Raw genomic sequence first — 22,931 nt, 5'->3', positions numbered from 1 at the left:
ACCCCGTTTCTTTCTGTCCTGAGCACGTGCGGATACGAGGAGACGAGACGCAGATGACGGACGACGCGAACGCCCCCTGGCTGATCGTCGGCCTCGGCAATCCGGGCCCGGAGTACGCGGGCAACCGGCACAACGTGGGCTTCATGGTGGCCGACCTGCTGGCCGACCGGATCGGCGGCAAGTTCAAGCGGGCGCAGAAGGCGCAGGCGCAGGTGGTCGAGGGCCGGATCGGTCCGCCCGGGCCGGCGAACCGCCGGGTGGTGCTGGCGAAGCCGATGTCGTACATGAACCTGTCGGGCGGGCCGGTGACGGCGCTGCGCGACTTCTACAAGGTGCCGACGGCGCATGTCGTGGCGATCCATGACGAGCTGGACATCGACTACGGGGTGCTGCGGCTGAAGATCGGCGGCGGCGACAACGGGCACAACGGCTTGAAGTCGATGACGAAGGCGATGGGCGCGGAGTACCACCGGCTGCGGTTCGGCATCGGGCGTCCGCCGGGGCGGATGCAGGTCGCGGACTTCGTCCTGAAGGACTTCTCGTCGACGGAGCGCAAGGAGCTCGACTACTTCGTGGACCGGGCGGCGGATGCCGTGGAGTGCCTGGTGACCGAGGGTCTTGAGCGGGCGCAGTCGGCGTACAACTCCTAGCGGGACTCCTCGGGGGACTCCGGCGGACTCCTGCGGGGCTCCGGCACGACTCCTGGCGCGTGTGCCGTACGACTGTACGATCGCGGGTCATGACGCACGTCCGTAACGCCGCCATGGCCCTCGTCGTCCTGCTGCTCCTCGTCGCGGGCGCCTGGTCGTCCTGGGGGACGGCCCAGCACGTCCTGCTGTCGAAGGGGCGTGAGCACGGCACGTTGACGGTGACCGGCTGCAACGAGGAGACGTGCAGCGGCCGTTACACGCCGGATTCCGCGGGGTCCTCGCACCACACGCTGACGATCGCGCATTCGGTGGCGGCGGAGAAGGGCGAGACGCTGCCGGTGGTGGTGAAGCCGGGCACGGGCGAGGCGGTCCGTACGGGCTGGGGCGGTGGTCTGCACGCGTGGCTTCCGCTGGGCGGGGCACTGCTGTTGGCGGCGCCGCTGGTCGGTGGCGGGCTGCGGCTGGTGCGGACGGGGTGGGGGTTCGCGGCCGCGGGGGCAGCGGTTCTGCTGGGCGCGTTCTTCGCACTCTGAGCATTTTCGGACACGGTGGCCGGATCCCACCGAATCGTTATCGTCCCTTGGGTTAAGGCCGACTTAAAGCAGCGGATAGGCTGCCCACGCCATCCCCCACGGCATATCCCTCATCCCACAGTTGGACGACAATGCGACGTTCTCTCATCTCCGCCGGCGCGCTCGTCGCGGCCGTTGCGGGCTCTCTGGTGCTGGCGCCGGCGGCCTCCGCCTCGGACGGCCACCACACCCTTCCCCTTCACCAGGCCAAGGACCTTCCGCTGACCGCCACCGGGTGGACCGGCGACAAGGAGAAGGTCTGCGGTGACATCCCGACCGGCCAGGACGGCTGGCACTTCGTCCTGCCGGGCAGCGGCAAGGGCGACAGCGCCGTGTTCACCAAGCTGACCGTGACCTTCGAGCCGGGCGGCACGCAGGTCATCACGGACTTCGGTCCGCCGTCCGACAAGCACGCCTACGTGGGCTCCGCGCCCGGCGCCAAGCTGGTCTCCGCCGAGGCCGAGGTCTCCGCCGAGGTCAAGCAGGGCTGGTTCAACCTCTCGCACACCTGCCCGGCGAGCACCACGCCGAGCGAGACCCCGTCGGGCACCCCGAGCGGCACGCCGTCCGGCACCCCGAGCGGGACCCCGTCGGGCACCCCGTCGGGCACCCCGTCCACGTCGGAGTCCCCGAGCTCGTCGGTCTCCCCGAGCTCCTCGACGTCCCCCTCGGAGAGCTCCGCCGCGGGCCAGCCCACGCCGAGCGCCTCCACCTCCGCCGAGGGCGGCCTCGCCGAGACCGGCTCCAGCGCCCCCGTCGGCATCCTCGCGGCCGTCGCCGTCGCGCTCGCGGGTGCCGGTGCGTTCCTCGTGATGCGCCGCCGCAAGGCCCAGCAGCACTGATGTAGCGCCCGAACGACGACGGTGCCCCCGTCGGAGCCTGGCTCCGGCGGGGGCACCGTCGTTCGTGCGGGAAGGGATCAGCCGGTGTTGCGCAGACCCGCCGCCACGCCGTTGACGGTGAGCAGCAGCGCGCGGGAGAGCAGCGGGTCGGGGTCCTCGCCGCGCTCGGCGGCGGCCCGCTGACGGTGCAGCAGGGCGACCTGGAGGTAGGAGATCGGGTCCAGGTAGGCGTCGCGGATGCCGAAGGTCTGCTGGAGCACCGGGTTGGAGTCGAGCAGCTGCTCGCCGCCCGTCACCTTGAGGACTTCCTGGACCGTCAGCCGGTGCTCGGCCTCGATGGTCTCGAAGACGTGCTTGAGCTCGTCGGGCACGAGGGTGTCGACGTAGTGGCCGGCGATCCGCAGGTCGGTCTTGGCCAGCGTCATCTCGACGTTGGAGAGGAAGTTGCGGAAGAAGCCCCACCGCTCGTACATCTCGCCGAGGACGGCGTCCAGGCCGGTTTCGCGCAGGGCCTTCAGGCCGGAGCCGACGCCGAACCAGCCGGGGACGATCTGGCGGGACTGGGTCCAGCCGAACACCCACGGGATGGCGCGGAGTCCGTCGAGGCCTGCGCCGGAGTCGGGGCGGCGCGAGGGGCGCGAGCCCAGGTGCAGGTCGGCGAGCTGGTCGACCGGCGTGGAGGCGAAGAAGTACGCGGGCAGGTCGGGGTCCTCGACCAGGCGCCGGTACGCGGAGTGGGCGGCGTCGGAGACGGTGTCCATGGCCGCGTCCCAGCGGGCCAGGGCTTCGTCGGACTGGCGGGGCGCGGTGTGCAGGGCGGAGGCCTGCAGCGTGGCCGCGACGGTCAGTTCGAGGTTCTCCCGGGCCAGGGACGGGATGAGGTACTTGTCGGAGATGACCTCGCCCTGCTCGGTCACCTTGATCTCGCCCTCCAGGGTGCCCCAGGGCTGGGCGAGGATCGCGTCGTGCGAGGGGCCGCCGCCGCGGCCGACGGTGCCGCCGCGGCCGTGGAAGAGGCGCAGTCGGACGCCGTAGCGGTGGGCGACGTCGCGGAGCCGGCGCTGGGCTCGGTGGATCTCCCACTGGGAGGTGGTGATGCCGCCGAACTTCGAGGAGTCCGAGTAGCCGAGCATGACCTCCTGGACGTCGCCGCGCAGCGAGACGAGGCGCCGGTAGGAGGGGTCGGCGAGCATGTCGTTGAGGATGACGTCGGCGGCCTTGAGCTCGTCGGTGGTCTCCAGGAGCGGCACGATGCCGATCTTGGCCCAGCCGGCGTGCAGGTCGATGAGGCCGGCCTCGCGGGCGAGGACGGTGGCGGCGAAGACGTCGTCGGCGCCCTGGCACATCGAGATGATGTACGACTCGATGACCTCGGGCCCGAAGACCTCCAGGGCGCGCTTGACGGTCCGGAAGACGCCGAGGGTCTTCTGGCCGGCGGCGTCCAGCGGCGCGGGGGTGGGCGCGAGCGGGCGGCGGGAGCGGAGCTCCTTGGCGAGCAGCTTCTGCCGGTAGTCGCGCGGCATGTCGGCGTAGCGCCAGGACTCCTCGCCGAGCCGGTCGAAGAGCTGGCCGAGGGCGTGGTGGTGGGCGTCGGCGTGCTCGCGGACGTCCATGGTGGCGAGCTGGAGGCCGAAGGCGGCGAGGGTGCGGATGGTGCGGTCCATGCGGCCGTCGGCGAACAGGCCGCCGCGGTGCTCGCGCAGCGAGGTCTGGACCAGGGTGAGGTCGCGCAGCAGTTCGGCGGTGCCGAGGTAGTCGCGGCCCTCCTGGTGCGGGGTGCCCTTGGCGAGGCGCTCGCGGGTGTTGAGGAGCTTCTGCCGGACGCAGGTGACCTTGAGCCGGTAGGGCTCCTCGGCGTTGAGGCGCTTGTAGCGGGGGCTGATCTCGGGCAGCCGCTCCAGGTCGGCCTGGAGGGACTCCAGGAGCTCCTCGGTGGCGCCGGCGTAGCGGATGGAGTTGGAGAGCAGTCCGCGCAGGAAGTCGACGAGTTCGAGGGCGTCGGTGATGCCGTGCTCGTGCTGGAGGATCAGCACGTCCCAGGTGACCTGCGGGGTGACGTTGGGGTTGCCGTCGCGGTCGCCGCCGATCCAGGTGCCGAAGGTGAGCGGGCGGGTGCCGGCGGGCAGCTCGAAACCGACGCGCTCCAGCTCGGCGGCGAGGTCCTCCAGGACGTCGCCGACGGCGTTGCCGTGCAGCTCGTCGAGGTAGTAGATGGCGTTGCGGGCCTCGTCGGCCGGCTCGGGCCGGACGACCCGCAGCTCGTCGGTCTGCCAGATGAGGTCGATGTTCTCGGCGAGCCGCAGGTCGTGGCGGCGCCGGTCGGCCTCGATGACCGGGGTCTCCAGGAGAGCGGCGATCCGGCGGAGCTTGTTGAGCACCGAGCGGCGCGCGGCCTCGGTGGGGTGGGCGGTGAAGACCGGCCGTACGTTGAGGTTCTTGATCGTCTCGCGTACGTGCGCGGGGTCGCCGTCCTTGAGCATGTCGGCGGTGCGGGCGAGCAGGCCGCCCTCGGCCGCGCGCCTCTCGCGCATCTCGCGGCCGCGGTGCACCTGCTCGGTGACGTTGGCGAGGTGGAAGTAGGTGGAGAACGCCCGTACCAGCCGGCCGGCGGTCTCGAGCTCGACGCCGCGCAGCAGCTCGGCGGCGGCCTCGCCGTCCTCGCGGGTGAGGCGGCGGACGTTCTCGACGAGTTCGAGGAGCTCCGGACCCTCCTGGCGGACGAGGGTCTCGCCGAGGAGATCGCCCAGTCGGCGGATGTCGGAGCGCAGCTCGGCGCTGGCGGTGGAGGTCTGGTCGGCACTGCTCACAGGTGCGGCTCCTTGCAGTGTTTGAGCACGTCTGGAGGGGTACTGCAGGCTTGCGGACCGCGCTGTCCGACGCACCCAGGATAGGTGTCGGTCTTCGCGGCGCGGCGGACGCCCCGGCTTTGGCGCTCTTGCCGGGGGCCGACGCGCTGCCATACTTACGTCGCCGTAGGTTACGGGACCGTAGCCACGGCCCCTTTTCCGTACGCACCCTCACCCTCACCCCCCAGGGGACACCCATGACCACAAGCCCCGAGGTGACCTCGGAGTCCGAGGTGCTCGACACCGCTCAGGCCCTGCCCTCCGCCACGCTGGGCGGGGACAACAAGCGTTCGATCGAGCAGATCACGCTGCTGCTGTTCATCACGGTGCCCTTCCTCGCTCTGGTCGCGGCGGTGCCGCTGGCCTGGGGGTGGGGGGTGAGCTGGCTCGATCTGGGGCTGATGACGGCGATGTACTTCATCGGATGTCACGGCATCACGATCGGCTTCCACCGCTATTTCACGCACGGCTCCTTCAAGGCGAAGCGCCCGCTGCGGATCGCGCTGGCGGTCATGGGCTCGCTGGCCGTCGAGGGGCCGCTGGTCCGCTGGGTGGCGGACCACCGCAAGCACCACAGGTTCTCCGACGCGCAGGGCGACCCGCACTCTCCGTGGCGGTTCGGCGAGACGGTCCCGGCCCTGATGAAGGGCCTGTGGTGGGCGCACATCGGCTGGATGTTCGACGAGGAGCAGACGCCGCAGCAGAAGTACGCGCCGGACCTGATCAAGGACCCGGCGATCCGGGCGGTCTCGCGCCAGTTCGTCCTGTGGACCGTCGTGTCGCTGGCGGTCCCGCCGCTGGTGGGCGGGCTGGTGACGATGTCGTGGTGGGGGGCGTTCACGGCCTTCTTCTGGGGCTCGCTGGTGCGCGTCGCCCTGCTCCACCACGTCACGTGGTCGATCAACTCGATCTGTCACGCGGTCGGCAAGCGCCCGTTCAGGTCGCGGGACCGCTCGGGCAACGTGTGGTGGCTCGCGGTGCTGTCCTGCGGGGAGTCCTGGCACAACCTGCACCACGCGGACCCGACCTCCGCCCGGCACGGGGTCCTCAAGGGCCAGGTCGACTCCAGCGCGCGGCTGATCCGCTGGTTCGAGCAGCTGGGCTGGGCGTACGACGTGCGCTGGCCGGCGCAGGCGAGGATCGACGCCCGCCGCCAGGGTGTGTCCGCCGACGCGGCATGATGGAGGATGTGGCGATCGACGGCAGTTCCCCCAGCACGAGCGAGCAGAAGCCCAGGCGTGGCCGCCGGGTGAGGATGACGGGCGCGGAGCGTCGTGAACAGCTCCTCGACATCGGGCGCACGCTGTTCGCCGAGAAGGGCTTCGAAGGCACCTCGGTGGAGGAGATCGCGGCGAAGGCGGGCGTCTCCAAGCCGGTGGTGTACGAGCACTTCGGCGGCAAGGAGGGTCTGTACGCGGTAGTGGTGGACCGGGAGATGCGCCAGCTCCTGGACATGGTCACGGGCGCGCTGACCGCCGGCCACCCGCGGGAGCTCCTCGAACAGGCCGCGTTCGCCCTCCTCGACTACATCGAGCGCTACACCGACGGTTTCCGCATCCTGGTCCGCGACTCGCCGGTCGCCCAGTCCACGGGCACCTTCGCCTCGCTGATCAGCGACATCGCCACCCAGGTGGAGGACATCCTGGGTCTGGAGTTCAAGGCCCGCGGCTTTGATCCGAAGCTGGCGCCGCTGTACGCGCAGGCGCTGGTCGGCAGCGTGGCGCTGACCGGCCAGTGGTGGCTGGACGTCCGCAAGCCGAAGAAGGCCGAGGTGGCGGCCCATCTGGTCAATCTGGCCTGGCACGGCCTGGACGGTCTGGAGCAGAAGCCCCGGCTGATAGGGCACCGCAAGAACTGAGCACCGGGGGCGGGGCGCCGGAAGGCGCCCCGCCCCCGGATCACTCCAAGGGCTCCAGGAACTCCAGCCGGTTGCCGACCGGGTCCTCGGAGTAGAAGCGCCGGTGCCCCGGCAAATTGTCGTCCCAGACCACCTGGGCCCCGTGTCTCTCCAGGCGGGCCGCGTAGTCGGCGATCCCTTCGACCCGCAGCCCCGGGTGGGCCTTCCTGGCGGCCCGGAAGTCTTCTTCCACCCCCAGATGGAGCTGTACGGCTCCGGAGCCGAACCAGCAGCCGCCGCGGGCGGCGAGCACGGGCGGCTTGGGGATCTCGGTCATGCCCAGGACCGTCACGTAGTAGTCACGCAACAGCGGCTCGCTCCCGGCCGGAGCGGCGAGCTGGACATGGTCGACGGCTCGTAACATCAGGCGCCCTTCCTTGCGACGGCGAAGATCCTGCGGAACGGGAACGCGGTGCCGTGGGGACCCGGCGGATAGACCTCGCGCAGCCGTTCCCGGTACTGGGCGAGGAAGGCCTCGGTGGCCGCCGGGTCGTCCCTCAGGGCGGTCAGCACGGGCCGCAGGGCGGTGCCCTTGACCCAGTCCAGGACCGGGTCCTCCCCCACGAGCGTCTGGTGGTAGGTGGTCTCCCAGACGTCGGTCTCGCAGCCGAGGTCGGCGAGCCGCTGCAGGTACTCGCCGGGCTCCAGGATGTGCACGAAGCGCCGCCCCTGGTCCCCGACCCGGTCGCGCCACTCGGGGCTCTCGCAGAGCTCCCCGAGGAGGGCGTGGCTGGGCGAGGTGAAGTTCCCCGGCACCTGGAAGGCGAAGGTGCCGCCGGGCCGCAGCCCGTCGATCCAGATCGCGAAGGACTCGGGGTGGTTGGGCACCCACTGGAGGGCCGCGTTGGAGACGATCAGGTCGTACGGCTCCTCCGGGGTCCAGTGGGCCGCGTCGGCCGGGCGGAAGTCGAGCCAGCCGCCGCCCTCGGTGGTGCCGGCCCAGTCCTTCTCGGCCCGCTCCAGCATCTCCGGAGACAGGTCGAAGCCGGTGATGTGCGCGTCGGGCCAGCGCTCGGCGAGGAGCACGGTGACGTTGCCGGGCCCGCAGCCGAGGTCGGCGATACGGGCGGGACGTGCCTGGTTCGGCAGTTGCGGTATTCGGGCGAGCAGGTCGAGGAACGGACGGGTGCGGTGACTGGAGTGGCGCAGGTACTGCTGTGGGTCCCACGTTGGTGCGGCGGAGTCCACGGAATGCATGTTCGAAGCCCCCTTGCTGGAACGAGTTGCCGAAGCGGAACGGAGTTCCGGCCCGGTCCCTTCCCCATAGTCAAGAAGACTATATCTCGACATCAAGATACTTGATACCGAGAATCTCAAATACAAGAGACTTTATGTCAACAGACCCTCTACACTGATCGCCATGGAGGACGAGGTCGACCGACTGGTCGCTGCATGGCGCCGAGAGCGCCCGGACCTCGACGTGGAACCGCTCGAGGTGCTCAGCCGTGTCTCACGCCTGGCCCGGCACCTGGACCGCGCCCGTCGACTCGCCTTCTCCGAGCATCAGCTGGAGCCCTGGGAATTCGACGTCCTCACGTCGCTCCGGCGGGCCGGCGCGCCCTACCAGCTCTCCCCCGGACAGCTGCTCACCCAGACCCTGGTCACCTCGGGCACCATGACCAACCGCATCGACCGGCTCACCAAGAAGGGCCTCGTCGAACGGCTCCCGGACCCCAGCGACCGACGCGGGGTCCTGGTCCGGCTCACGCCCGAGGGCCGCGACCGCGCCGACCAGGCCCTGGCCGGGCTGCTCGCGCAGGAGCGGGCGATCCTGGCCCGCCTCTCGCGCACCGAGCGCGGCGAACTGGCGGCCCTGCTACGCCAGCTGACCGCCCCGTTCGACAACATCCCCGGCTAGCTCGTCCGCCGGCCCCACCCCGGCCCGGCGCGCCAGCGCGACCGCCGCCAGGGTGGAGTGCACCCCGAGCTTCCCCAGGACGTTCTGCATGTGCGTCCGCACGGTGTGCGGCGACAGGAACAGGCGCTCGGCGACCGCCTTCCGGCCGAGGCCGGCCACCATGCAGCGCAGCACCTCCCGCTCCCGCGGGGTCAGCGACTCGACGAGCCGCTCGCTCTCCGTACGGTGCCGGCGGGCCTCGGTCAGCTCCTTCAGGACCCCCGTCAGCAGGGCCGGCGGCAGATGGGTCTCGTCCCGCAGCACGCCCCGCACCACCGCGAGCAGCCGCTGCAGCGAGCAGTCCTTGGCCACCCACCCCCAGGCCCCGGCCTGCAGGGCGAGCGCCGCCCGACGCGCGTCGTCCTTCTCCGCGAGCACCACGGCCCGCACCCCGGGCCGCCCGGCCCGCACCTCGCTCACCAGCTCGACGCCGTCGGCACCGCCCAGGTCGGCGTCGACCAGCAGCACGTCGAAGCGCCGGCCCTCGGCCGACGCACGGTCCAGACAGCGCAGGGCGGCAGGTCCGCTTCCCGCAGCGGCGACGTCGACATCGGGCTCCGCCGCCAGGGCAGCGGCCAGCGACTCGGCGAAGACACGGTGGTCGTCCACCACCAGAACCCGGATGCGGGCCACGGACACCCCCAAGTGATCGAGGAACGGGCCGGCGCGGGTACGGCGCTCGGGACGGGTCCGCCGATCGCACGGCCGCCGCCGTGCCATGACTGTTACCCCGCCCCGGGCGCCGTACCCGGCGGCTCTCGATACCCCTGAAATCAGCACCGGCCCCCACCGGCGCTGCGCACCAGGGTACGGCCGGCGCACCGCGCAGGAGGCGAAAACGGCGAAGTCGCCGAACGTCGCGTCAGATCACCCGCCGCGCCCCCGCCGACGGCACCGCCGGGAAGACGGCCGGCGCGGCGAACCCGGCGTCGGCGAAGGCCTTCTCCACGGCGGCCGTGACCGGGGCGGCACGGTCCGCCTCGACGAGGACGACGGCCGAGCCGCCGAAGCCGCCCCCGGTCATCCGGGCCCCCAGGGCGCCGGCCGCCACGGCCGTCGCGACGACCAGGTCCAACTCCGCGCAGGACACGCGCAGATCGTCCCGGAGCGAGGCGTGTCCCTCGGTCAGCAGCGCGCCCACGGCGCGCGGGTCCCCCGCGTCGAGGAGCGCGATCGTCCGCCGCACCCGGTCGTTGTCGGAGACGACGTGCCGGACGTACCGCCGAACCGTTTCGTCGGTCAAACGCCCGAGCGCATCGGACAGTTGCACGGCTGGCACGTCGCGCAGCGTGCGCACGCCGAGCGCCCGCGCACCGGCCTCGCACCCGGCGCGCCGCTGCGCGTACGCGCCGTCCCCGAGCGCGTGCTTGACGCGGGTGTCGACGACGAGCAGGGACAGACCCTCGGTCGCGAGGTCGAACGGCACCTGCCGGTAGGCCAGATCACGCGTGTCGAGGAACAGCGCGTGCCCCTCGGCTGCGCACGCGGACGCCATCTGGTCCATGACCCCGCACGGCACGCCCACGAAGCCGTTCTCGGCCCGCTGGGCGACCACGGCGAGCTCGGAGCGCGAGAGCCCCAGCCCGTACAGGTCGTCGAGGGCGAGGGCGACGACGACCTCCAGAGCGGCGGAGGACGAGAGCCCGGCCCCCGTCGGCACCGTGGACGCCAGGTGCACGTCGGCGCCGGTCACCGGGTGCCCGGCCTCCCGCAGCACCCACACCACTCCGGCCGGGTACGCGGCCCAGCCGCCCTGCGCGCCGGGTTCCAGGGCGGCGACGTCGAGCTGGACCACGCCGCCCGTGACGTCCTGGGAGTGCAGCCGCAGCAGGCCGTCGTCCCTGCGGGACGCGGCGGCCACGGCCGTGTGCGGCAGGGCGAGCGGCAGCACGAAGCCCTCGTTGAAATCGGTGTACTCACCGATCAGGTTGACCCGCCCGGGAGCGGCCCAGACCCCTTCGGGGGCCGCCCCGTACAGCGCGGCGAACCCGTCCGCGACACCCGCCCCGACACCGCTCATCCCTACCCCTGCTCCTTCTTCCGTGCGAACGCCCACGCGTCCTCGACGATGGCCGCCAGATCCGGGCGGGACGGGGTCCAGCCGAGCCGCTCGCGCGCGGTACCGGCGGAGGCGACGAGCACGGCAGGGTCTCCGGCGCGGCGCTCGGCCATGACCTCGGGCACCGGGTGCCCGGTGACCTTGCGGACGGTCTCGACGACCTCCCGCACGGAGAAGCCGTTGCCGTTGCCGAGGTTGCAGACCAGGTGCTCGCCCGCGGTCATCGCGTCCAGCGCGAGCAGGTGGGCCTCGGCGAGGTCGGCGACGTGGATGTAGTCGCGGACGCAGGTGCCGTCGGGCGTCGGGTAGTCGTCGCCGTACACGTTGATGGCGTCCCGCTTGCCGAGCGCGACCTGCAGGACCAGCGGGATCAGGTGGGACTCGGGGTCGTGACGCTCGCCGCACTCCCCGTAGGCGCCGGCCACGTTGAAGTAGCGCAGCGAGACCGCGGCGAGGCCGTGGGCGGCGCACTCGCCGCTGATCATGTGGTCGACGGCGAGCTTGGTGGCGCCGTACGGGTTGGTCGGCGCGGTCGGCGCGGACTCGGTGATCGGCACGCTCTTCGGCTCGCCGTAGGTGGCGGCGGTCGACGAGAAGACGAGCTTGCGCACACCGGCCCCGCGCATGGCGGCGATGAGCGCCATGGTGCCGCCGACGTTGTTGTCCCAGTACTTCTCGGGCTTGGCGACGGACTCGCCGACCTGCGAGAAGGCGGCGAAGTGCAGCACGCCGTCGTACGAGGCGTCGAGCCACCGCGCGGCGTCCTGGATGCGCCCCTCGACGAACGCGGCCCCGGCGGGGACGCCCTCGCGGAAGCCGGTGGAGAGGTCGTCGAGGACGGTGACCTCGTGTCCCGCCTCCAGGAGGTGGGCGGCGACCGTGCTGCCCACGTAGCCGGCCCCACCCGTCACCAGGTACTTACTCAACTGCTTGCCACCTCTCGGAGTCTGTCGGCCGCGGACTCCGGCGACACGTCGTTCATGAACGCGCCCATGCCGGATTCGGTGCCCGCGAGGTACTTCAGCTTGCCAGAGGCCCGGCGGACGGTGAAAAGCTCGAGGTGCAGCGCGAACTCCTGCCGGTCGGCGCCGGTGACCGGCGCCTGGTGCCAGGCGGCGACGTAGGGCGTCGGCGGCTCGCCCGTACCGAAGATCCGGTCGAAGCGGCGCAGGAGCTCCAGATAGAGCCGGGGGAACTCCGTGCGGGCGCCCTCGCCGAGGCCGGTGAGGTCGGCGACCCGCCGGTGCGGGTAGAGGTGCACCTCGTACGGCCAGCGGGCTGCGTACGGCACGAACGCCGTCCAGTGCTCCCCGGCGAGGACCACCCGCTCGGCGCCCCGCTCCCGCTCCAGCACGTCGTCGAAGAGGTTGCGTCCGGTGCGGGCGCGGTGCGCGGCGGCGTTCCGCAGCATGGTGGCGGTGCGGGGGGTGGTGAAGGGGAAGGCGTAGATCTGTCCGTGCGGGTGGGCGAGGGTGACGCCGATCTCGGCGCCCCGGTTCTCGAAGCAGTAGACCTGTTCGACGCCGGGCCGGGCGGAGAGCTCGGCGGTGCGGTCGGTCCAGGCGTCGAGGACGAGGGCGGCCCGCTCCTCGCCCAGGTCGGCGAAGGACGCCCGGTGGTCGGAGGTGAAGCAGACGACCTCGCAGCGCCCGTCGGCGCCGGAGAGGGAGGGGAAGCGGTTCTCGAAGACGGCCACCTCGTAGTCCGCGGCCGGGATCTCGCTCTGCCACCGCGCGGTGGAGGGGCAGAGCGGGCAGCTGTCGGCGGGCGGGTGGTAGATCCGGCCCTGCCGGTGCGAGGCGATGGCGACGCTCTCGTCGAGCAGCGGGTCGCGGCGGACCTCGGAGGCGGAGGCGACGGGGTCGAGCGGCCGGCGGTCGACGGCGTCGCGGGCGGCGTCCTCGCGCGGGTCGCGCGAGTCGAAGTAGAGGAGCTCCCGCCCGTCGGCGAGGCGGGTGACGGTCTTCTTCACGGCGGGCGGCCTCCAACAGCCTCCAGCAAACAGAACCACCCATAAAAAACCACAATCAAACATCAAAGGTCAACACGCCACCCCGGCCGGCCACCCCTGAGGAGGACACCCCCGGAGGAGCTACGCGCGCTGCACCGGCACCCGGTCGAGGAGCCCCGTACGGGCCGCCAGCGCCGCCGCCTCGAGGCGCGACCCGACCCCCAGCTTCATCAGCACCCGCTGCACGTGCGTGCGCGCCGTGCTCGGCGCGATCGCCATCCCCGCGGCGATCACCCGGGTGTCCTCCCCCTCGGCCACCCGGACCAGGACCTCCGCCTCGCGCGGGGTCAGCAGCCGCAGCAGCCGCTGCGCCTCGTCGTCCGGCTGGGCCGCCGGGTTCAGGAGCTCGGCGAACGCGCTCTGGATGAGCTGCGGCGCCACCGCCGCCTCCCCCGCCCGCGCCTTCACCAGGGCGCGCTCGACCCCCTCGATGCGCTCGTCGTGCCGCACGTACCCGGAGGCTCCGGCCGCGAAGGCCGCGGCGATCCCGCGCGGCGAGGGCACCGGCCCCAGGACCACGACCGCCACCTGCGGCCGCTCCCGCTTGATCCGCGCGACCGGGTCGAAGGTGCCCGGCTCGGCGGGCGCCGACGTGCCGAGCAGGCAGACCTCCGGCGCGCGGCTCACCACCAGCTCCGCGGCCCCGGCCACCGGCGCGGCCGCGGCGAGCACCCGGTGCCCGCGCAGCTTCAGCGCCGAGGCCAGCGCCTCCGCGTGCAGTCTGTGGTCGTCGACCACCATGAGCCGAACGCCCATCGATCCTCCCCCATCCCCATGCACGGGCCGGCCGTCCCCCGGCCACCCTGCTGCCCGGCAACGTACACACTCCCCCGCCCCGCTTTGCCCCAATCGCGACGACCGCCCTGCCCGGAACACACGAAAGGGGCCCCTCCGTGAACGGAGGGGCCCCCTTCCAGGGCTCTCGGGAAGCCGACGGGGACGTCAGCCGGCCGTCGAGAACGCCACGGCCAGATACTTCTTGCCGTACGCGGAGGTCTCGGTCTTGGTCTTGCTGATCAGCGTGTCCGAGACGAACAGCCGCCCGTCGGCGTACCGGAACTCGGCGCCGATCGAGCTGAAGCTCGTCTCGGCGTCCCGGTTCGTCTTGTCCGACGGGTTCTCCATGAGCAGCGTCGGCTTCATCGTGCCGCCGTCGATGGAGACGACCTGCCCGCCCTTGTCGTACGGCGGCCACTTGTACGCGATGAGGTTCCCGCCGTCCATGCGCAGCGGGATCAGGTTGTAGCGGTCGCCCGCGTCCGTCTTCTCCGGCAGCATCTTCCCGTCGGCCAGGTCGAAGGCGACGATCTCGTTGGTCTCGTCGCCGTACTCGCCCGTGCTGCCCTCGTGCTCCTCGGTCGGCAGGTAGAGCCGCCCGTTGCCGACGAGGACCTGGGTGCAGCCCTCGACCCTGGTGGAGCGGCAGCGCGGCGCGTAGCGCTTGGAGTCCGCCGTGATCTTCGCCTTCAGCTTCCCGGTCTTCTCGTCGATGGAGAAGAAGTCCGAGACGCCGCTGCCGTCCTCGGAGGCGTCGTTGACGTCGGCCGCCACGACCAGCGGCTTGGTGGACACGACGGCGGCGAAGTCGACGCCCGGGGGCATCTTGTACTGCGAGACCGGCTGCCCGGACAGCGGGTTGAGGGTCTGGACCGTGACCGTCGGGTCGTCGTACGTACCGCACTTGCGGACCGCGACGAGGCCGCCCTCGCCGCCGCCGTAGCCCAGGTCCTCGCAGTTCCCGGCGTTGGCCTGCGGCTTCCAGCGCGGGTTGCCGTTGGCCAGGTCGAAGGCCGCGCCGCCGTCCAGGCCGCCGGCCGCCACGGTCTGGCCGTGCAGGGTGACCTCCGAGAAGGACACCTTCTTGTCGCCGGCGGTGCCGCCGGTGATCGAGGTCTGCCACACCAGCTTGCCGGTGGCGAGGTCGACCAGGCCGACCTCGGTGCAGGGCTGGAAGAAGCGCGGCGCGACCCGCTTGGTCGCCTCGAAGAGGACCGGCACCTTGAAGTCGGCCGTCATGTGCCGCGAGGCGCCGCAGACCTGGCCGGTCAGCGGCAGGGTCCACAGGGCCGTGCCCTTGTCCCGGTCGTAGCCGACCACCGAGTTGACGCCCGTCTTCACGTACGCCTTGTCGGTGATCCAGGAGCCGGAGACGTCGGTGACGTCCGGCACCGACGGCAGCGGCAGCTGGAAGGCCGCCTTGGACTTGGTGTCCGCCGGGACCTTCTCCTTGCCGCCCCCGCCGACGCCACCCGAACCGCCGTCCTTGCCGCCGGTGGCGGCACCAGAGCTGCCCTGGGCGGTCGGCTCCTCGTCACCTCCGCCGGAGTTGGCGTACCAGAGGCCGCCGCCGATGAGCAGCGCGACGGCCACGACCGCCGCGATGACGATCTGCAGCTGGGCGGACAGCTTCCTGCCGCCGCCGGGAGCCCCCGGCGCGGCCTGCTGCGGCACCTGCGGGTACTGCGGCTGCGTCGGGTAGCCGTACGGCGGCTGGACCGGCTGCTGCGGCTGCGTCGGGTAGCCGTACGGCTGCGGCTGCTCCTGCTGCGGCGGGTAGCCGTACGGCGGCTGCTGCGGCTGCTCCTGCTGCTGCGGGGGCTGCTGAGGGTAGCCGTACGGCTGCTGGGGCTGCTGCGGGTAGCCGTACGGCGGCTGGGCCGGCGGCTGCTGCGGCGGGGGCGTCGGCGCGCCGAACCCGCCCGGCGGGGGGTCCTGCGGCGCGCCGAAACCGCCCGGGGGCGGCCCCGGGGGCTGGTTGGGCGGTGGCGGCGGCTGCGTCATGGCGTGGGTTCCTCGGAGGGTTCGGTGGACGGACGGGACGGGCGGGGCGTCACTTGCCGTAGGCCATCATCGTCTTGGTCTCCTTCTCCGCCTTGTCGTTGGAGGCGGAGACCCGGCCGGCCGCGATCACGAACGTGCCGTTGGACCAGGCGTATCCGGCGTCGTAGAAGGAGCTCTCGAGGTCGGTGACCGCCGCCTGGTGCTGGAGCAGCACCTTGGGGGCGCCGCCCGTCGGGGCGATGGTCGCGACCGCGCCGCCGGTGTCGTACCGGGGCTCGATGTAGACCAGCACCTCGGAGCCCTCCATGCGCAGCGGCTTCATCTGCTGCTCACCGGGCGCCTTGGAACGCCACTTGGCCTTGCCGGTGTTGAGGTCGAAGGCGACGACCTCGTTGGGCGTGCCGTACTGGGTGTCGGTCGCCATGTAGAAGGTGTTCTGGTCGGCGGCCACACCGGTGCAGCCCTGGAGGTTCTTGCCGAAGACGACGAAGGTGCCGCCGCAGCGCGGGGCGAACTTGTCGTTGCCGCCCTGGATCTGCGAACGCTCCTTGCCGGCGGCCGTGAGCGAGAAGATCGCCCACTTCTTCTCCTCGCGCTGCGTGGCGGAGACGACCAGCGGGTCGACCGAGTAGACCCGGTCCACCTCCCAGTTGGTCTGCAGCTTGAAGGTCCACTTGGGCTTGCCGGTGTTCGGGTCGACCTCGCTGACCGCGTGCGACTCCTTGTTCACGTCACCGGAGGGGCACTTGGAGGCGGCGATCAGCTTGCTGCCGCCCGCGTAGGCGTAGGGCTTGCAGCCGCTCGTGGGCGAGGTGAAGAGCTGCTTGCCGTCGGCCATCGAGAAGCCGTACGCGGAGCTGGAGCCGGACGCCGTCACCGTGTTGCCGCTGATGGCGAGGGTGTTGTCGGAGAACGCGAAGAGGCCGGTCGGCTTGGGGATGGACTTCTTCCAGCCCGCCTTGCCGGTCTTGAGGTCGACCTGCTGCATCTCCAGGCACTTGGCCTTGTCGCCCGCCTTGTCCTTGTAGGCGAAGACCATGAGGCCGTTCGCGTTCGGCTCCGGCGGGGCGGCGCACAGCTCGTAGGGCACGTCGATGTGCCACTTGGCGGAGCCGTCGGCGAGGCTGTAGCCGTCGATGCCCTTGTACATGGCCTTGACGACGGTGTCGCCGACGATCCACGGGCCGTACACGTCGGCGCCGTTCTTGGGCAGGTCGGTGTTGTTGGCGAGCAGCCAGTTGATCTTCGCCTCGCCGTCCTTGCGGCCGGCGTTGAGGTCCTCGGGGCCGCCCTCCTCGCCGTCGCCCTTGCCGTCGCCCTTGTCGACGGACTCGGTCGGCTTCGGGCCGGTGGGGGCGGAGCTGGTCGGCTGGGCGACCGGGTCCTTGTCGTCCCCGCCGCTGACGGCGAGCCAGGTGCCCCCGCCGACCACGAGCAGCGCGGCGGCGGCCACGGCGACGACGAGGCCGGGCTTGCCCTTGAAGGGGTTCTTGCCGCCACCCGCGGCGGGCGCGGCCGACATGCCGGCGGTCGGGTAACCGCCGTAAGGGTTCTGCTGACCGTAGGGGCCGGGCTGCTGGCCGTACGGGCCCGGCTGCTGGGCATAGGGTCCGGGCTGCTGGGCGTACGGGCCGGGCGCCTGCTGCGGAGGGCCGTAGGGGCCCGGCTGCTGCGGGGCCTGCTGCGGGTAGCCGTACGGGCCGGGCTGCGCGGGCGGCGCGGTCTGCGGCGGCACCGGAGGCTGCTGCGGGGCGGCCTGCGGCGGCGCAGCGGCCGGAGACTGCGGCGGCACCGGAGGCGCCTGCGGCGGCACCGGTGGGGCCTGCGGTGGCACCGGCGGGACGTTCTGGCCCGTGTTCGGGTTCGGGTCCGGAGCGCCGAAGCCCCCCGGCGGCTGGTTGCTGGGCGGCTGGGTCATCAGCGCTTCCCCCTTGATGTGAGCGGGTTTTCTTTCTACCACTCACGGGATGGCGCAAAAGCGACCGGTCCGTCCCTTGTACCCAAGGGAGGACCGGCCCGTGATGCCCTCGTTACGCGTCCTCTACGACATCTCTACGCGTCCTCGGCCAGTTCCAGCCAACGCATCTCCAACTCCTCGCGTTCACCGGCGAGTCCCCGGAGCTCCGCGTCGAGCTTCGCCACCTTCTCGAAGTCCGTGGCGTTCTCGGCGATCTGGGCGTGCAGCTTGGCCTCCTTCTCGGAGACCTTGTCGAGCTGCCGCTCGACCTTCTGCAGCTCCTTCTTCGCGGCGCGCGCGTCGGCGGCGGACTTCTCCTTGACCGGGGCGGCCGCGGGAGCGGGCATCGCCGCCTCGATCATCTTCTGCCGCCGCTCCAGGTACTCGTCGATGCCGCGCGGCAGCATGCGCAGCGTCCTGTCGCCGAGCAGGGCGAAGGTGCGGTCGGTGGTGCGCTCGAGGAAGAACCGGTCGTGGGAGATGACGACCATCGAGCCGGGCCAGCCGTCGAGCAGGTCCTCCAGCTGGGTCAGGGTCTCGATGTCGAGGTCGTTGGTGGGCTCGTCGAGGAAGAGCACGTTGGGCTCGTCCATGAGGAGGCGGAGCAGCTGCAGACGGCGCCGCTCGCCACCGGACAGGTCGCCGACCGGTGTCCACTGCTTCTCCTTGGAGAAGCCGAACTGCTCGCAGAGCTGACCGGCCGTCATCTCACGGCCCTTGCCGAGGTCGACCCGGTCGCGGACCTGCTGCACGGCCTCCAGGACGCGCAGCTCGGCGGGGAGCTCGGTGACGTCCTGGGAGAGGTAGGCGAGCCGCACGGTCTTGCCGACGACGATCCGGCCGGCGGCGGGCTGCGTCTCGCCCTCGGAGAAGGCGGCGTCGGCCAGGGCGCGCAGCAGCGAGGTCTTGCCGGCGCCGTTGACGCCGACCAGGCCGATGCGGTCGCCCGGGCCGAGCTGCCAGGTGAGGTGCTTGAGCAGTTCCTTGGGCCCGGCGGTGACGGACACGTTCTCCAGGTCGAAGACGGTCTTGCCGAGGCGGGCGTTGGCGAACTTCATCAGCTCGCTGGTGTCGCGCGGCGCCGGCACGTCCGCGATGAGCGCGTTGGCGGCCTCGATGCGGAAGCGCGGCTTCGACGTGCGGGCCGGGGCGCCGCGGCGCAGCCAGGCGAGCTCCTTGCGGACCAGGTTCTGCCGCTTGACCTCTTCGGTGGCGGCGATCCGCTCGCGCTCGGCGCGGGCGAAGACGTAGTCGGAGTAGCCGCCCTCGTACTCGTAGACGGAGCCGCGCTGCACGTCCCACATGCGGGTGCAGACCTGGTCGAGGAACCAGCGGTCGTGGGTGACGCAGACGAGCGCGGAGCGCCGGTTCTGCAGGTGCTGGGCGAGCCAGGCGATGCCCTCGACGTCGAGGTGGTTGGTGGGCTCGTCGAGGACGATCAGGTCCTGGTCCTCGATGAGCAGCTTGGCGAGGGCGATGCGCCGCCGTTCGCCGCCGGAGAGCGGGCCGATCACGGTGTCGAGGCCGTTCTCGAAGCCGGGCAGGTCGAGCCCGCCGAAGAGCCCGGTGAGCACGTCGCGGATCTTGGCGCTGCCGGCCCACTCGTGGTCGGCCATGACGCCGATGACCTCGTGCCGGATCGTGGCCTTCGGGTCGAGCGAGTCGTGCTGCGTGAGCACGCCGAGCCGCAGGCCGCCGCTGTGCGTGATGCGTCCGGTGTCGGCCTCCTCCAGCTTGGCGAGCATCCGGATGAGGGTGGTCTTGCCGTCGCCGTTGCGGCCGACGACACCGATCCGGTCCCCTTCGGAGACGCCGAGGGAGACCCCGTCGAGCAGCGCACGGGTGCCGTACACCTTGCTGACGGACTCGACATTGACCAGGTTGACGGCCATTTCACTCCTGTGGCGGGGCATGCGATCGACGTCCAAGGGTACGTCGGGGGCCGGAACACGGACCGCGCGGCACTTCATCACTCTTTGTGATGACGTGATCCGGAACCGGCCGCCACCGTGGAGGCCAGGTCGCGGAATCCCGCCGCATGGGAGGAACCATGGCTGCCGAGCCGGCGACCAGGCCGGGACCCGAGTGCGCCGAGCGTTGGCCGAGGCCGCCGCAGGACGGCTGGACCGTCGACGACCTGCTCACCCCGCCCGGCCTCCCGCCGCACACCGGCGGTCTGGAGCGAGGTCGAGCTGCCCGACCTCGACGCCCTGGACCGGCGGGCCGCCGCGACCGCCATGGCGGGCAGCACGCACGCGATGCCCACCCGGCACCCGTGGCTCGGCCAGGCCTTCGGCAGCCACCTGCTCTACGGCCCCGGCACGTCCCGGTACGACGACCACAGCCTCGCCCTGTACGAGCGGGCGGGCTTCTCCCCCGCCGACGCCGACCGGGCCGCGGCGACCGTCTTCGTCCTCGTCCTCGGCAGCGCCCTCGGCGCTGCCGCGCAGGTCTCGCTGACCCGGCGCCTGAGCAGGAGCGGAGACCCGGAGAAGGAGCTGGCCGACACCATGGCGGCGGCGACCGAGGTCGCCATGGCCTTTCCGCGGCTGCGCGAACGCATCGGCGGCAGCGCCGCGGCCGAGTACGCCGCGGGGCCCGACAGTGCCTTCGACTTCGGACTGGGGTCCGTCCTGGACGGCTTCGAGGCCCGGCTGGCGGCGGGCTGAGTCGCGTCCCGTCGGTCAGGCCTCGTCAGGGCGGTGCCGGGCGCCGCGAGCCCGGCGTGACCGGCGGGACGCCCCCCGGGGGCCGGTCCGGCCGATCAGGGCCGGTCAGGAGCGGGCCCGGCCGCACCCTGGAAGCGGCCGGCCCGCTCCACCAGGAACCAGCCGGCGAGGGCCGTCGCGACGGCGGCCGGGGCGGTCACCCGGACCGCGACGAGGGTCGCCGTGTGACCCTCCAGGAGGCCGCCGAAGCCGGTCATCGACAGGCCGAGGACGCCGAACAGGGCGAGCGTGATGCCGAGTGCGGCGAGGGGGCCGCCGGTGCCGGTCGCCGGGGCGGCCGGCACCGGGTGCTCGAAGCGGCGGAAGACGCCGACCAGCAGGGCGGTGAGGGCGGCCGCGGCGACGATCCGCAGCGGGACCTGGGCCCACCAGGCGCCCGTCGCGGGCTCCGGGAGCCGTACGCCGAGGGCGAGCAGCGCCCCGTACACACCGAGCATCGCCGTCAGGTGCCACAGGAACGCGGTCATCGCGATCCCGTTCGCGGCGACGACCCCGCGCCACACCCGCGCCCGGGCCGTGAACCGGGCGCCCGGGCCCTTCAGGAGCTCGACCGCGCCGACCAGCCACAGGCCGTGGCAGAGCAGGGCGAGGGTCGGCGGGGCCATGTTCGAGACGCGCTCTCCCGGCATGCCGACCATGGACAGCGGATACGGCCCGAAGGTCACCAGCAGCGCCGCGCCCGCGAGACCCGCGCCCGCGAGGAGCGCCGGACGGCGGATCATGCCGTCGGCGCGCAGGAAGCCGAGCTGGTGGACCGCCAGCCAGACGAGCGCGAAGTTCAGGAACTCGACGTAGGGCACCCCCGCCGCGAACCGCAGCACGTCCACCAGGACCGCGCCCGCGACCAGCCCCGCGAACGCGCCCCACCCGTACCTCTCGTGGAGCCTGAGCAACGGCGGCGTGAAGGCCACCATCGCCAGGTAGATGCCGATGAACCACAGCGGCTGGGTGACGAGGCGCAGCGCGACCCCGGCCAGACCCCCGTCGGCGCCGAGCAGTTGGACGCCGAGCGCCAGCGCGCCCCACGCCCCGATGAACACCATGGTGGGCCGCAGCAGCCGCTGCAGCCGGGCGCGCAGGAAGGCCGCGTACTGCGGGCGCGAGCGGTGCGCGAGGGCGTGCGAGAAGCCGCCGACGAAGAAGAAGACCGGCATGACCTGGAGGCCCCAGGTCAGGACCTGGAGGCCGGGCACGACGGCGAGCAGGTTCCCGACCTGCCCGTCGCCGGTGACGGCCGCCATCAGCCAGTGCCCGAGCACGACGACCGCGAGCGAGGCGACCCGCAGGAGGTCGACGTAGCGGTCCCGGGTCGCCGGTGTCGCGGCAGCGAGGTCACGCGCGCTGATTCCCATGGCCGTACGGTCGCGTGCGGCACCGGTCCGCCGTCAGAGCGCGGATACTCAGCCGCACATGAGTACGGTCGCTCTTCGTCATGACGTGACCCGGAGCGGGCCGCTCCGGGTGGAGGGCAGGCCGAAGAATCCCGCCCCTGGGAGAAACCGAGTACGACGGGCTCCGCCCCACGGCCGACGGCCTGTGCCAACCGGGCCCATGCCGTCGGCCACGCGAGCGACCTCCCGGCCCCGGCTGCCGACACCGCGAACCGACCACCCGTCATCTTCGTGTCGTGTCGCAACCCCCCGAGGAGAGTCCCATGCCCCGCCTCCCCCGCCTGGCCACAGCCCTCGCGGTCACCGCCGCATTCACCGTGCTCGCCGCGGGAACGGCGGTGTCCGCCGGTGATCCCACCGTGTCGGACCCCCGCGTCGTCGCCCACTTCGACTTCGCCGCCGGCCAGACGCCCGAGAACATCGCGCTCGAACCCGACGGCTCGGCCGACCTCACCTTCGCCTACGCCCACCAGGTCGCCCGCGTCGACAAGGACGGCACCACGGAGGTCCTCGCCACCCTGCCCGACGTGGCGAACCCGCAGACGCCCAACATCGGCGCCGCCGTCACCACCGGCATCGCCCGCGCCCACGACGGCACGCTCTACGTCGCCTACGCCACCGGCACGGCCGCGGAGAACGGCATCTGGCGCATCCCTCCGGGCGGCACCCCCGAGCTGATGGCCCATCTGCCGGCCGACGGACTCCCCAACGGCATCGCGCTCGACGAGGAGTGCGGCACGATCTACGTCGCCGACTCGGTGCGCGGCGTGGTGTGGCGCGTGCCGGTGGGCGAGGACGCGCACACGGTCTGGGCCTCCGGGGCCGCGCTGGAGCCGACCGTGGAGATCCCCTTCGGCGCCAACGGCCTCAAGCTGCACAACGGCGCCGTGTGGGTGTCCAACACCGGCCAGGGGACGCTGCTGCGCATCCCGATCGGTCCCGGTCCGGACCACGCCGCCGGTCCGGTCGAGACCAGGGCGACCGGGCTCACCATGGACGACTTCGCCTTCACCGGGCACGGCGACACGGTGCTCGCCGCCCTGGTCCTGGAGGACAAGCTGGAGCTCGTCCGCCCCGACGGCAGCCACAAGACCGTCCTCACCCAGGCCGACGGCCTCCGCAACCCGACCTCCGTGGCCGTGCACGCCAAGAAGGTCTACGTGCCCAGCGCGGCCTACTTCGCACCGCCGAACACCACCCCGGACCCGAACCTGCTGCTCGCCCGCATCTCCAAGAACAAGGACTGACGGGTCCGGAACGGTCCTGGACAGCCCTGGACAGCCCTGGACGGCCCGGACG

Annotated in this window: 19 protein-coding genes and 1 pseudogene; 8 read left to right on the top strand and 12 right to left on the bottom strand. The window is 72.2% G+C overall.

Features of this window, described 5'->3' with window-relative positions; translation table 11 throughout:
• Window positions 1-53: 53 nt before the first annotated feature.
• The 3 genes from pth to AB0M16_RS21975 all read left to right on the top strand — a co-directional run bounded on the left by pth (window position 54) and on the right by AB0M16_RS21975 (window position 2,064).
• A complete protein-coding gene (gene pth / locus AB0M16_RS21985) occupies window positions 54-650 on the top strand; it encodes an aminoacyl-tRNA hydrolase (RefSeq protein WP_365345352.1) in 597 nt (198 codons plus the stop codon).
• Between the two features lie 89 nt (window positions 651-739).
• Window positions 740-1,183, top strand: coding sequence for a hypothetical protein (locus tag AB0M16_RS21980; protein ID WP_365345350.1), 444 nt, complete (start codon window positions 740-742; stop codon window positions 1,181-1,183).
• 131 nt (window positions 1,184-1,314) lie between these two features.
• On the top strand, window positions 1,315-2,064 hold the full coding sequence (locus AB0M16_RS21975) for an LPXTG cell wall anchor domain-containing protein (protein ID WP_365345348.1): 750 nt from the start codon (window positions 1,315-1,317) through the stop codon (window positions 2,062-2,064).
• 77 nt (window positions 2,065-2,141) lie between these two features.
• Here AB0M16_RS21975 and ppc read toward each other — a convergent pair whose 3' ends face one another.
• Window positions 2,142-4,871 carry a phosphoenolpyruvate carboxylase gene (gene ppc / locus AB0M16_RS21970; protein ID WP_365345346.1) on the bottom strand — a complete coding sequence of 910 codons (2,730 nt, stop codon included), beginning with the start codon at window positions 4,869-4,871 and terminating at the stop codon, window positions 2,142-2,144.
• A 236-nt stretch (window positions 4,872-5,107) separates the two neighbouring features.
• Between ppc and AB0M16_RS21965 the strand changes: the two genes are divergently transcribed.
• The gene (locus AB0M16_RS21965; RefSeq protein WP_365345344.1) at window positions 5,108-6,091 is read left to right on the top strand and encodes a fatty acid desaturase; all 984 of its coding nucleotides are present in this window, start codon (window positions 5,108-5,110) and stop codon (window positions 6,089-6,091) included.
• On the top strand, window positions 6,091-6,768 hold the full coding sequence (locus AB0M16_RS21960) for a TetR/AcrR family transcriptional regulator (protein WP_365345496.1): 678 nt from the start codon (window positions 6,091-6,093) through the stop codon (window positions 6,766-6,768). The genes AB0M16_RS21965 and AB0M16_RS21960 overlap by 1 nt, the downstream gene beginning before the upstream one ends.
• A gap of 40 nt (window positions 6,769-6,808) precedes the next feature.
• Here AB0M16_RS21960 and AB0M16_RS21955 read toward each other — a convergent pair whose 3' ends face one another.
• Together AB0M16_RS21955 and AB0M16_RS21950 are read right to left on the bottom strand one after the other, a co-directional pair.
• Window positions 6,809-7,171 carry a glyoxalase gene (locus AB0M16_RS21955; RefSeq protein WP_365345342.1) on the bottom strand — a complete coding sequence of 121 codons (363 nt, stop codon included), beginning with the start codon at window positions 7,169-7,171 and terminating at the stop codon, window positions 6,809-6,811.
• On the bottom strand, window positions 7,171-8,004 hold the full coding sequence (locus AB0M16_RS21950) for a trans-aconitate 2-methyltransferase (RefSeq protein ID WP_365345340.1): 834 nt from the start codon (window positions 8,002-8,004) through the stop codon (window positions 7,171-7,173). Before AB0M16_RS21950 ends, AB0M16_RS21955 begins: the two co-directional genes overlap by 1 nt.
• A gap of 163 nt (window positions 8,005-8,167) precedes the next feature.
• Here AB0M16_RS21950 and AB0M16_RS21945 point away from each other — a divergent pair, with 163 nt between their 5' ends.
• Complete coding sequence (locus AB0M16_RS21945; protein ID WP_046906954.1) at window positions 8,168-8,665, top strand: MarR family transcriptional regulator; 498 nt, start codon at window positions 8,168-8,170, stop codon at window positions 8,663-8,665.
• Here AB0M16_RS21945 and AB0M16_RS21940 read toward each other — a convergent pair.
• The 8 genes and pseudogenes from AB0M16_RS21940 to AB0M16_RS21905 form a co-directional block, all read right to left on the bottom strand.
• Window positions 8,624-9,337 (bottom strand): response regulator transcription factor, encoded by a 714-nt coding sequence (locus AB0M16_RS21940; protein WP_365345338.1) that lies wholly within the window; start codon window positions 9,335-9,337, stop codon window positions 8,624-8,626. The two genes, AB0M16_RS21945 and AB0M16_RS21940, sit on opposite strands and share 42 nt — an antisense overlap.
• A 229-nt stretch (window positions 9,338-9,566) precedes the next feature.
• Window positions 9,567-10,724, bottom strand: a complete 1,158-nt coding sequence (galK, locus tag AB0M16_RS21935) for a galactokinase (protein WP_365345336.1) — start codon at window positions 10,722-10,724, stop codon at window positions 9,567-9,569.
• Window positions 10,725-10,726: 2 nt separating this feature from the next.
• On the bottom strand, window positions 10,727-11,689 hold the full coding sequence (galE, locus tag AB0M16_RS21930; protein ID WP_365345334.1) for a UDP-glucose 4-epimerase GalE: 963 nt from the start codon (window positions 11,687-11,689) through the stop codon (window positions 10,727-10,729).
• Window positions 11,686-12,735 (bottom strand): galactose-1-phosphate uridylyltransferase, encoded by a 1,050-nt coding sequence (gene galT / locus AB0M16_RS21925; protein WP_365345332.1) that lies wholly within the window; start codon window positions 12,733-12,735, stop codon window positions 11,686-11,688. The genes galE and galT overlap by 4 nt, the downstream gene beginning before the upstream one ends.
• 120 nt (window positions 12,736-12,855) lie before the next feature.
• Entirely contained in the window at window positions 12,856-13,530 is a 675-nt protein-coding gene (locus AB0M16_RS21920; RefSeq protein WP_365345330.1) for a response regulator transcription factor, read from the bottom strand.
• A 186-nt stretch (window positions 13,531-13,716) separates the two neighbouring features.
• Window positions 13,717-15,608, bottom strand: a pseudogene (locus tag AB0M16_RS21915) (PQQ-binding-like beta-propeller repeat protein).
• A complete protein-coding gene (locus AB0M16_RS21910; protein WP_365345328.1) occupies window positions 15,605-17,473 on the bottom strand; it encodes a PQQ-binding-like beta-propeller repeat protein in 1,869 nt (622 codons plus the stop codon). Before AB0M16_RS21910 ends, AB0M16_RS21915 begins: the two are co-directional and overlap by 4 nt.
• 134 nt (window positions 17,474-17,607) lie before the next feature.
• Entirely contained in the window at window positions 17,608-19,404 is a 1,797-nt protein-coding gene (locus tag AB0M16_RS21905; RefSeq protein ID WP_365345326.1) for an ABC-F family ATP-binding cassette domain-containing protein, read from the bottom strand.
• A gap of 345 nt (window positions 19,405-19,749) precedes the next feature.
• Here AB0M16_RS21905 and AB0M16_RS21900 point away from each other — a divergent pair, with 345 nt between their 5' ends.
• Window positions 19,750-20,181 carry a TetR/AcrR family transcriptional regulator C-terminal domain-containing protein gene (locus tag AB0M16_RS21900; protein WP_365345324.1) on the top strand — a complete coding sequence of 144 codons (432 nt, stop codon included), beginning with the start codon at window positions 19,750-19,752 and terminating at the stop codon, window positions 20,179-20,181.
• 95 nt (window positions 20,182-20,276) lie between these two features.
• On the opposite strand, the gene AB0M16_RS21895 is transcribed toward AB0M16_RS21900, so the two are convergent.
• Complete coding sequence (locus AB0M16_RS21895; RefSeq protein ID WP_365345322.1) at window positions 20,277-21,593, bottom strand: acyltransferase; 1,317 nt, start codon at window positions 21,591-21,593, stop codon at window positions 20,277-20,279.
• 302 nt (window positions 21,594-21,895) lie between these two features.
• On the opposite strand from AB0M16_RS21895, the gene AB0M16_RS21890 reads away from it, so the two are divergent.
• Entirely contained in the window at window positions 21,896-22,879 is a 984-nt protein-coding gene (locus AB0M16_RS21890; RefSeq protein WP_365345320.1) for a hypothetical protein, read from the top strand.
• Window positions 22,880-22,931 lie beyond the last annotated feature (52 nt).

The organism is Streptomyces sp. NPDC051921 (assembly GCF_040680975.1).
Lineage (GTDB): Bacteria > Actinomycetota > Actinomycetes > Streptomycetales > Streptomycetaceae > Streptomyces.
This window is presented reverse-complemented; position numbering and strand designations above follow the sequence as displayed.

What these genes read in the sequence shown, in the direction of transcription:
- pth (WP_365345352.1), top strand. Translation starts at nt 54, where the DNA reads ATGACGGACGACGCGAACGCCCCCTGGCTGATCGTCGGCCTCGGCAAT.
- AB0M16_RS21980 (WP_365345350.1), top strand. Translation starts at nt 740, where the DNA reads ATGACGCACGTCCGTAACGCCGCCATGGCCCTCGTCGTCCTGCTGCTC.
- AB0M16_RS21975 (WP_365345348.1), top strand. Translation starts at nt 1,315, where the DNA reads ATGCGACGTTCTCTCATCTCCGCCGGCGCGCTCGTCGCGGCCGTTGCG.
- AB0M16_RS21965 (WP_365345344.1), top strand. Translation starts at nt 5,108, where the DNA reads ATGACCACAAGCCCCGAGGTGACCTCGGAGTCCGAGGTGCTCGACACC.
- AB0M16_RS21960 (WP_365345496.1), top strand. Translation starts at nt 6,091, where the DNA reads ATGGAGGATGTGGCGATCGACGGCAGTTCCCCCAGCACGAGCGAGCAG.
- AB0M16_RS21955 (WP_365345342.1), bottom strand. Translation starts at nt 7,171, where the DNA reads ATGTTACGAGCCGTCGACCATGTCCAGCTCGCCGCTCCGGCCGGGAGC.
- AB0M16_RS21950 (WP_365345340.1), bottom strand. Translation starts at nt 8,004, where the DNA reads ATGCATTCCGTGGACTCCGCCGCACCAACGTGGGACCCACAGCAGTAC.
- AB0M16_RS21945 (WP_046906954.1), top strand. Translation starts at nt 8,168, where the DNA reads ATGGAGGACGAGGTCGACCGACTGGTCGCTGCATGGCGCCGAGAGCGC.
- galK (WP_365345336.1), bottom strand. Translation starts at nt 10,724, where the DNA reads ATGAGCGGTGTCGGGGCGGGTGTCGCGGACGGGTTCGCCGCGCTGTAC.
- AB0M16_RS21920 (WP_365345330.1), bottom strand. Translation starts at nt 13,530, where the DNA reads ATGGGCGTTCGGCTCATGGTGGTCGACGACCACAGACTGCACGCGGAG.
- AB0M16_RS21910 (WP_365345328.1), bottom strand. Translation starts at nt 17,473, where the DNA reads ATGACCCAGCCGCCCAGCAACCAGCCGCCGGGGGGCTTCGGCGCTCCG.
- AB0M16_RS21905 (WP_365345326.1), bottom strand. Translation starts at nt 19,404, where the DNA reads ATGGCCGTCAACCTGGTCAATGTCGAGTCCGTCAGCAAGGTGTACGGC.
- AB0M16_RS21900 (WP_365345324.1), top strand. Translation starts at nt 19,750, where the DNA reads ATGGCGGGCAGCACGCACGCGATGCCCACCCGGCACCCGTGGCTCGGC.
- AB0M16_RS21895 (WP_365345322.1), bottom strand. Translation starts at nt 21,593, where the DNA reads ATGGGAATCAGCGCGCGTGACCTCGCTGCCGCGACACCGGCGACCCGG.
- AB0M16_RS21890 (WP_365345320.1), top strand. Translation starts at nt 21,896, where the DNA reads ATGCCCCGCCTCCCCCGCCTGGCCACAGCCCTCGCGGTCACCGCCGCA.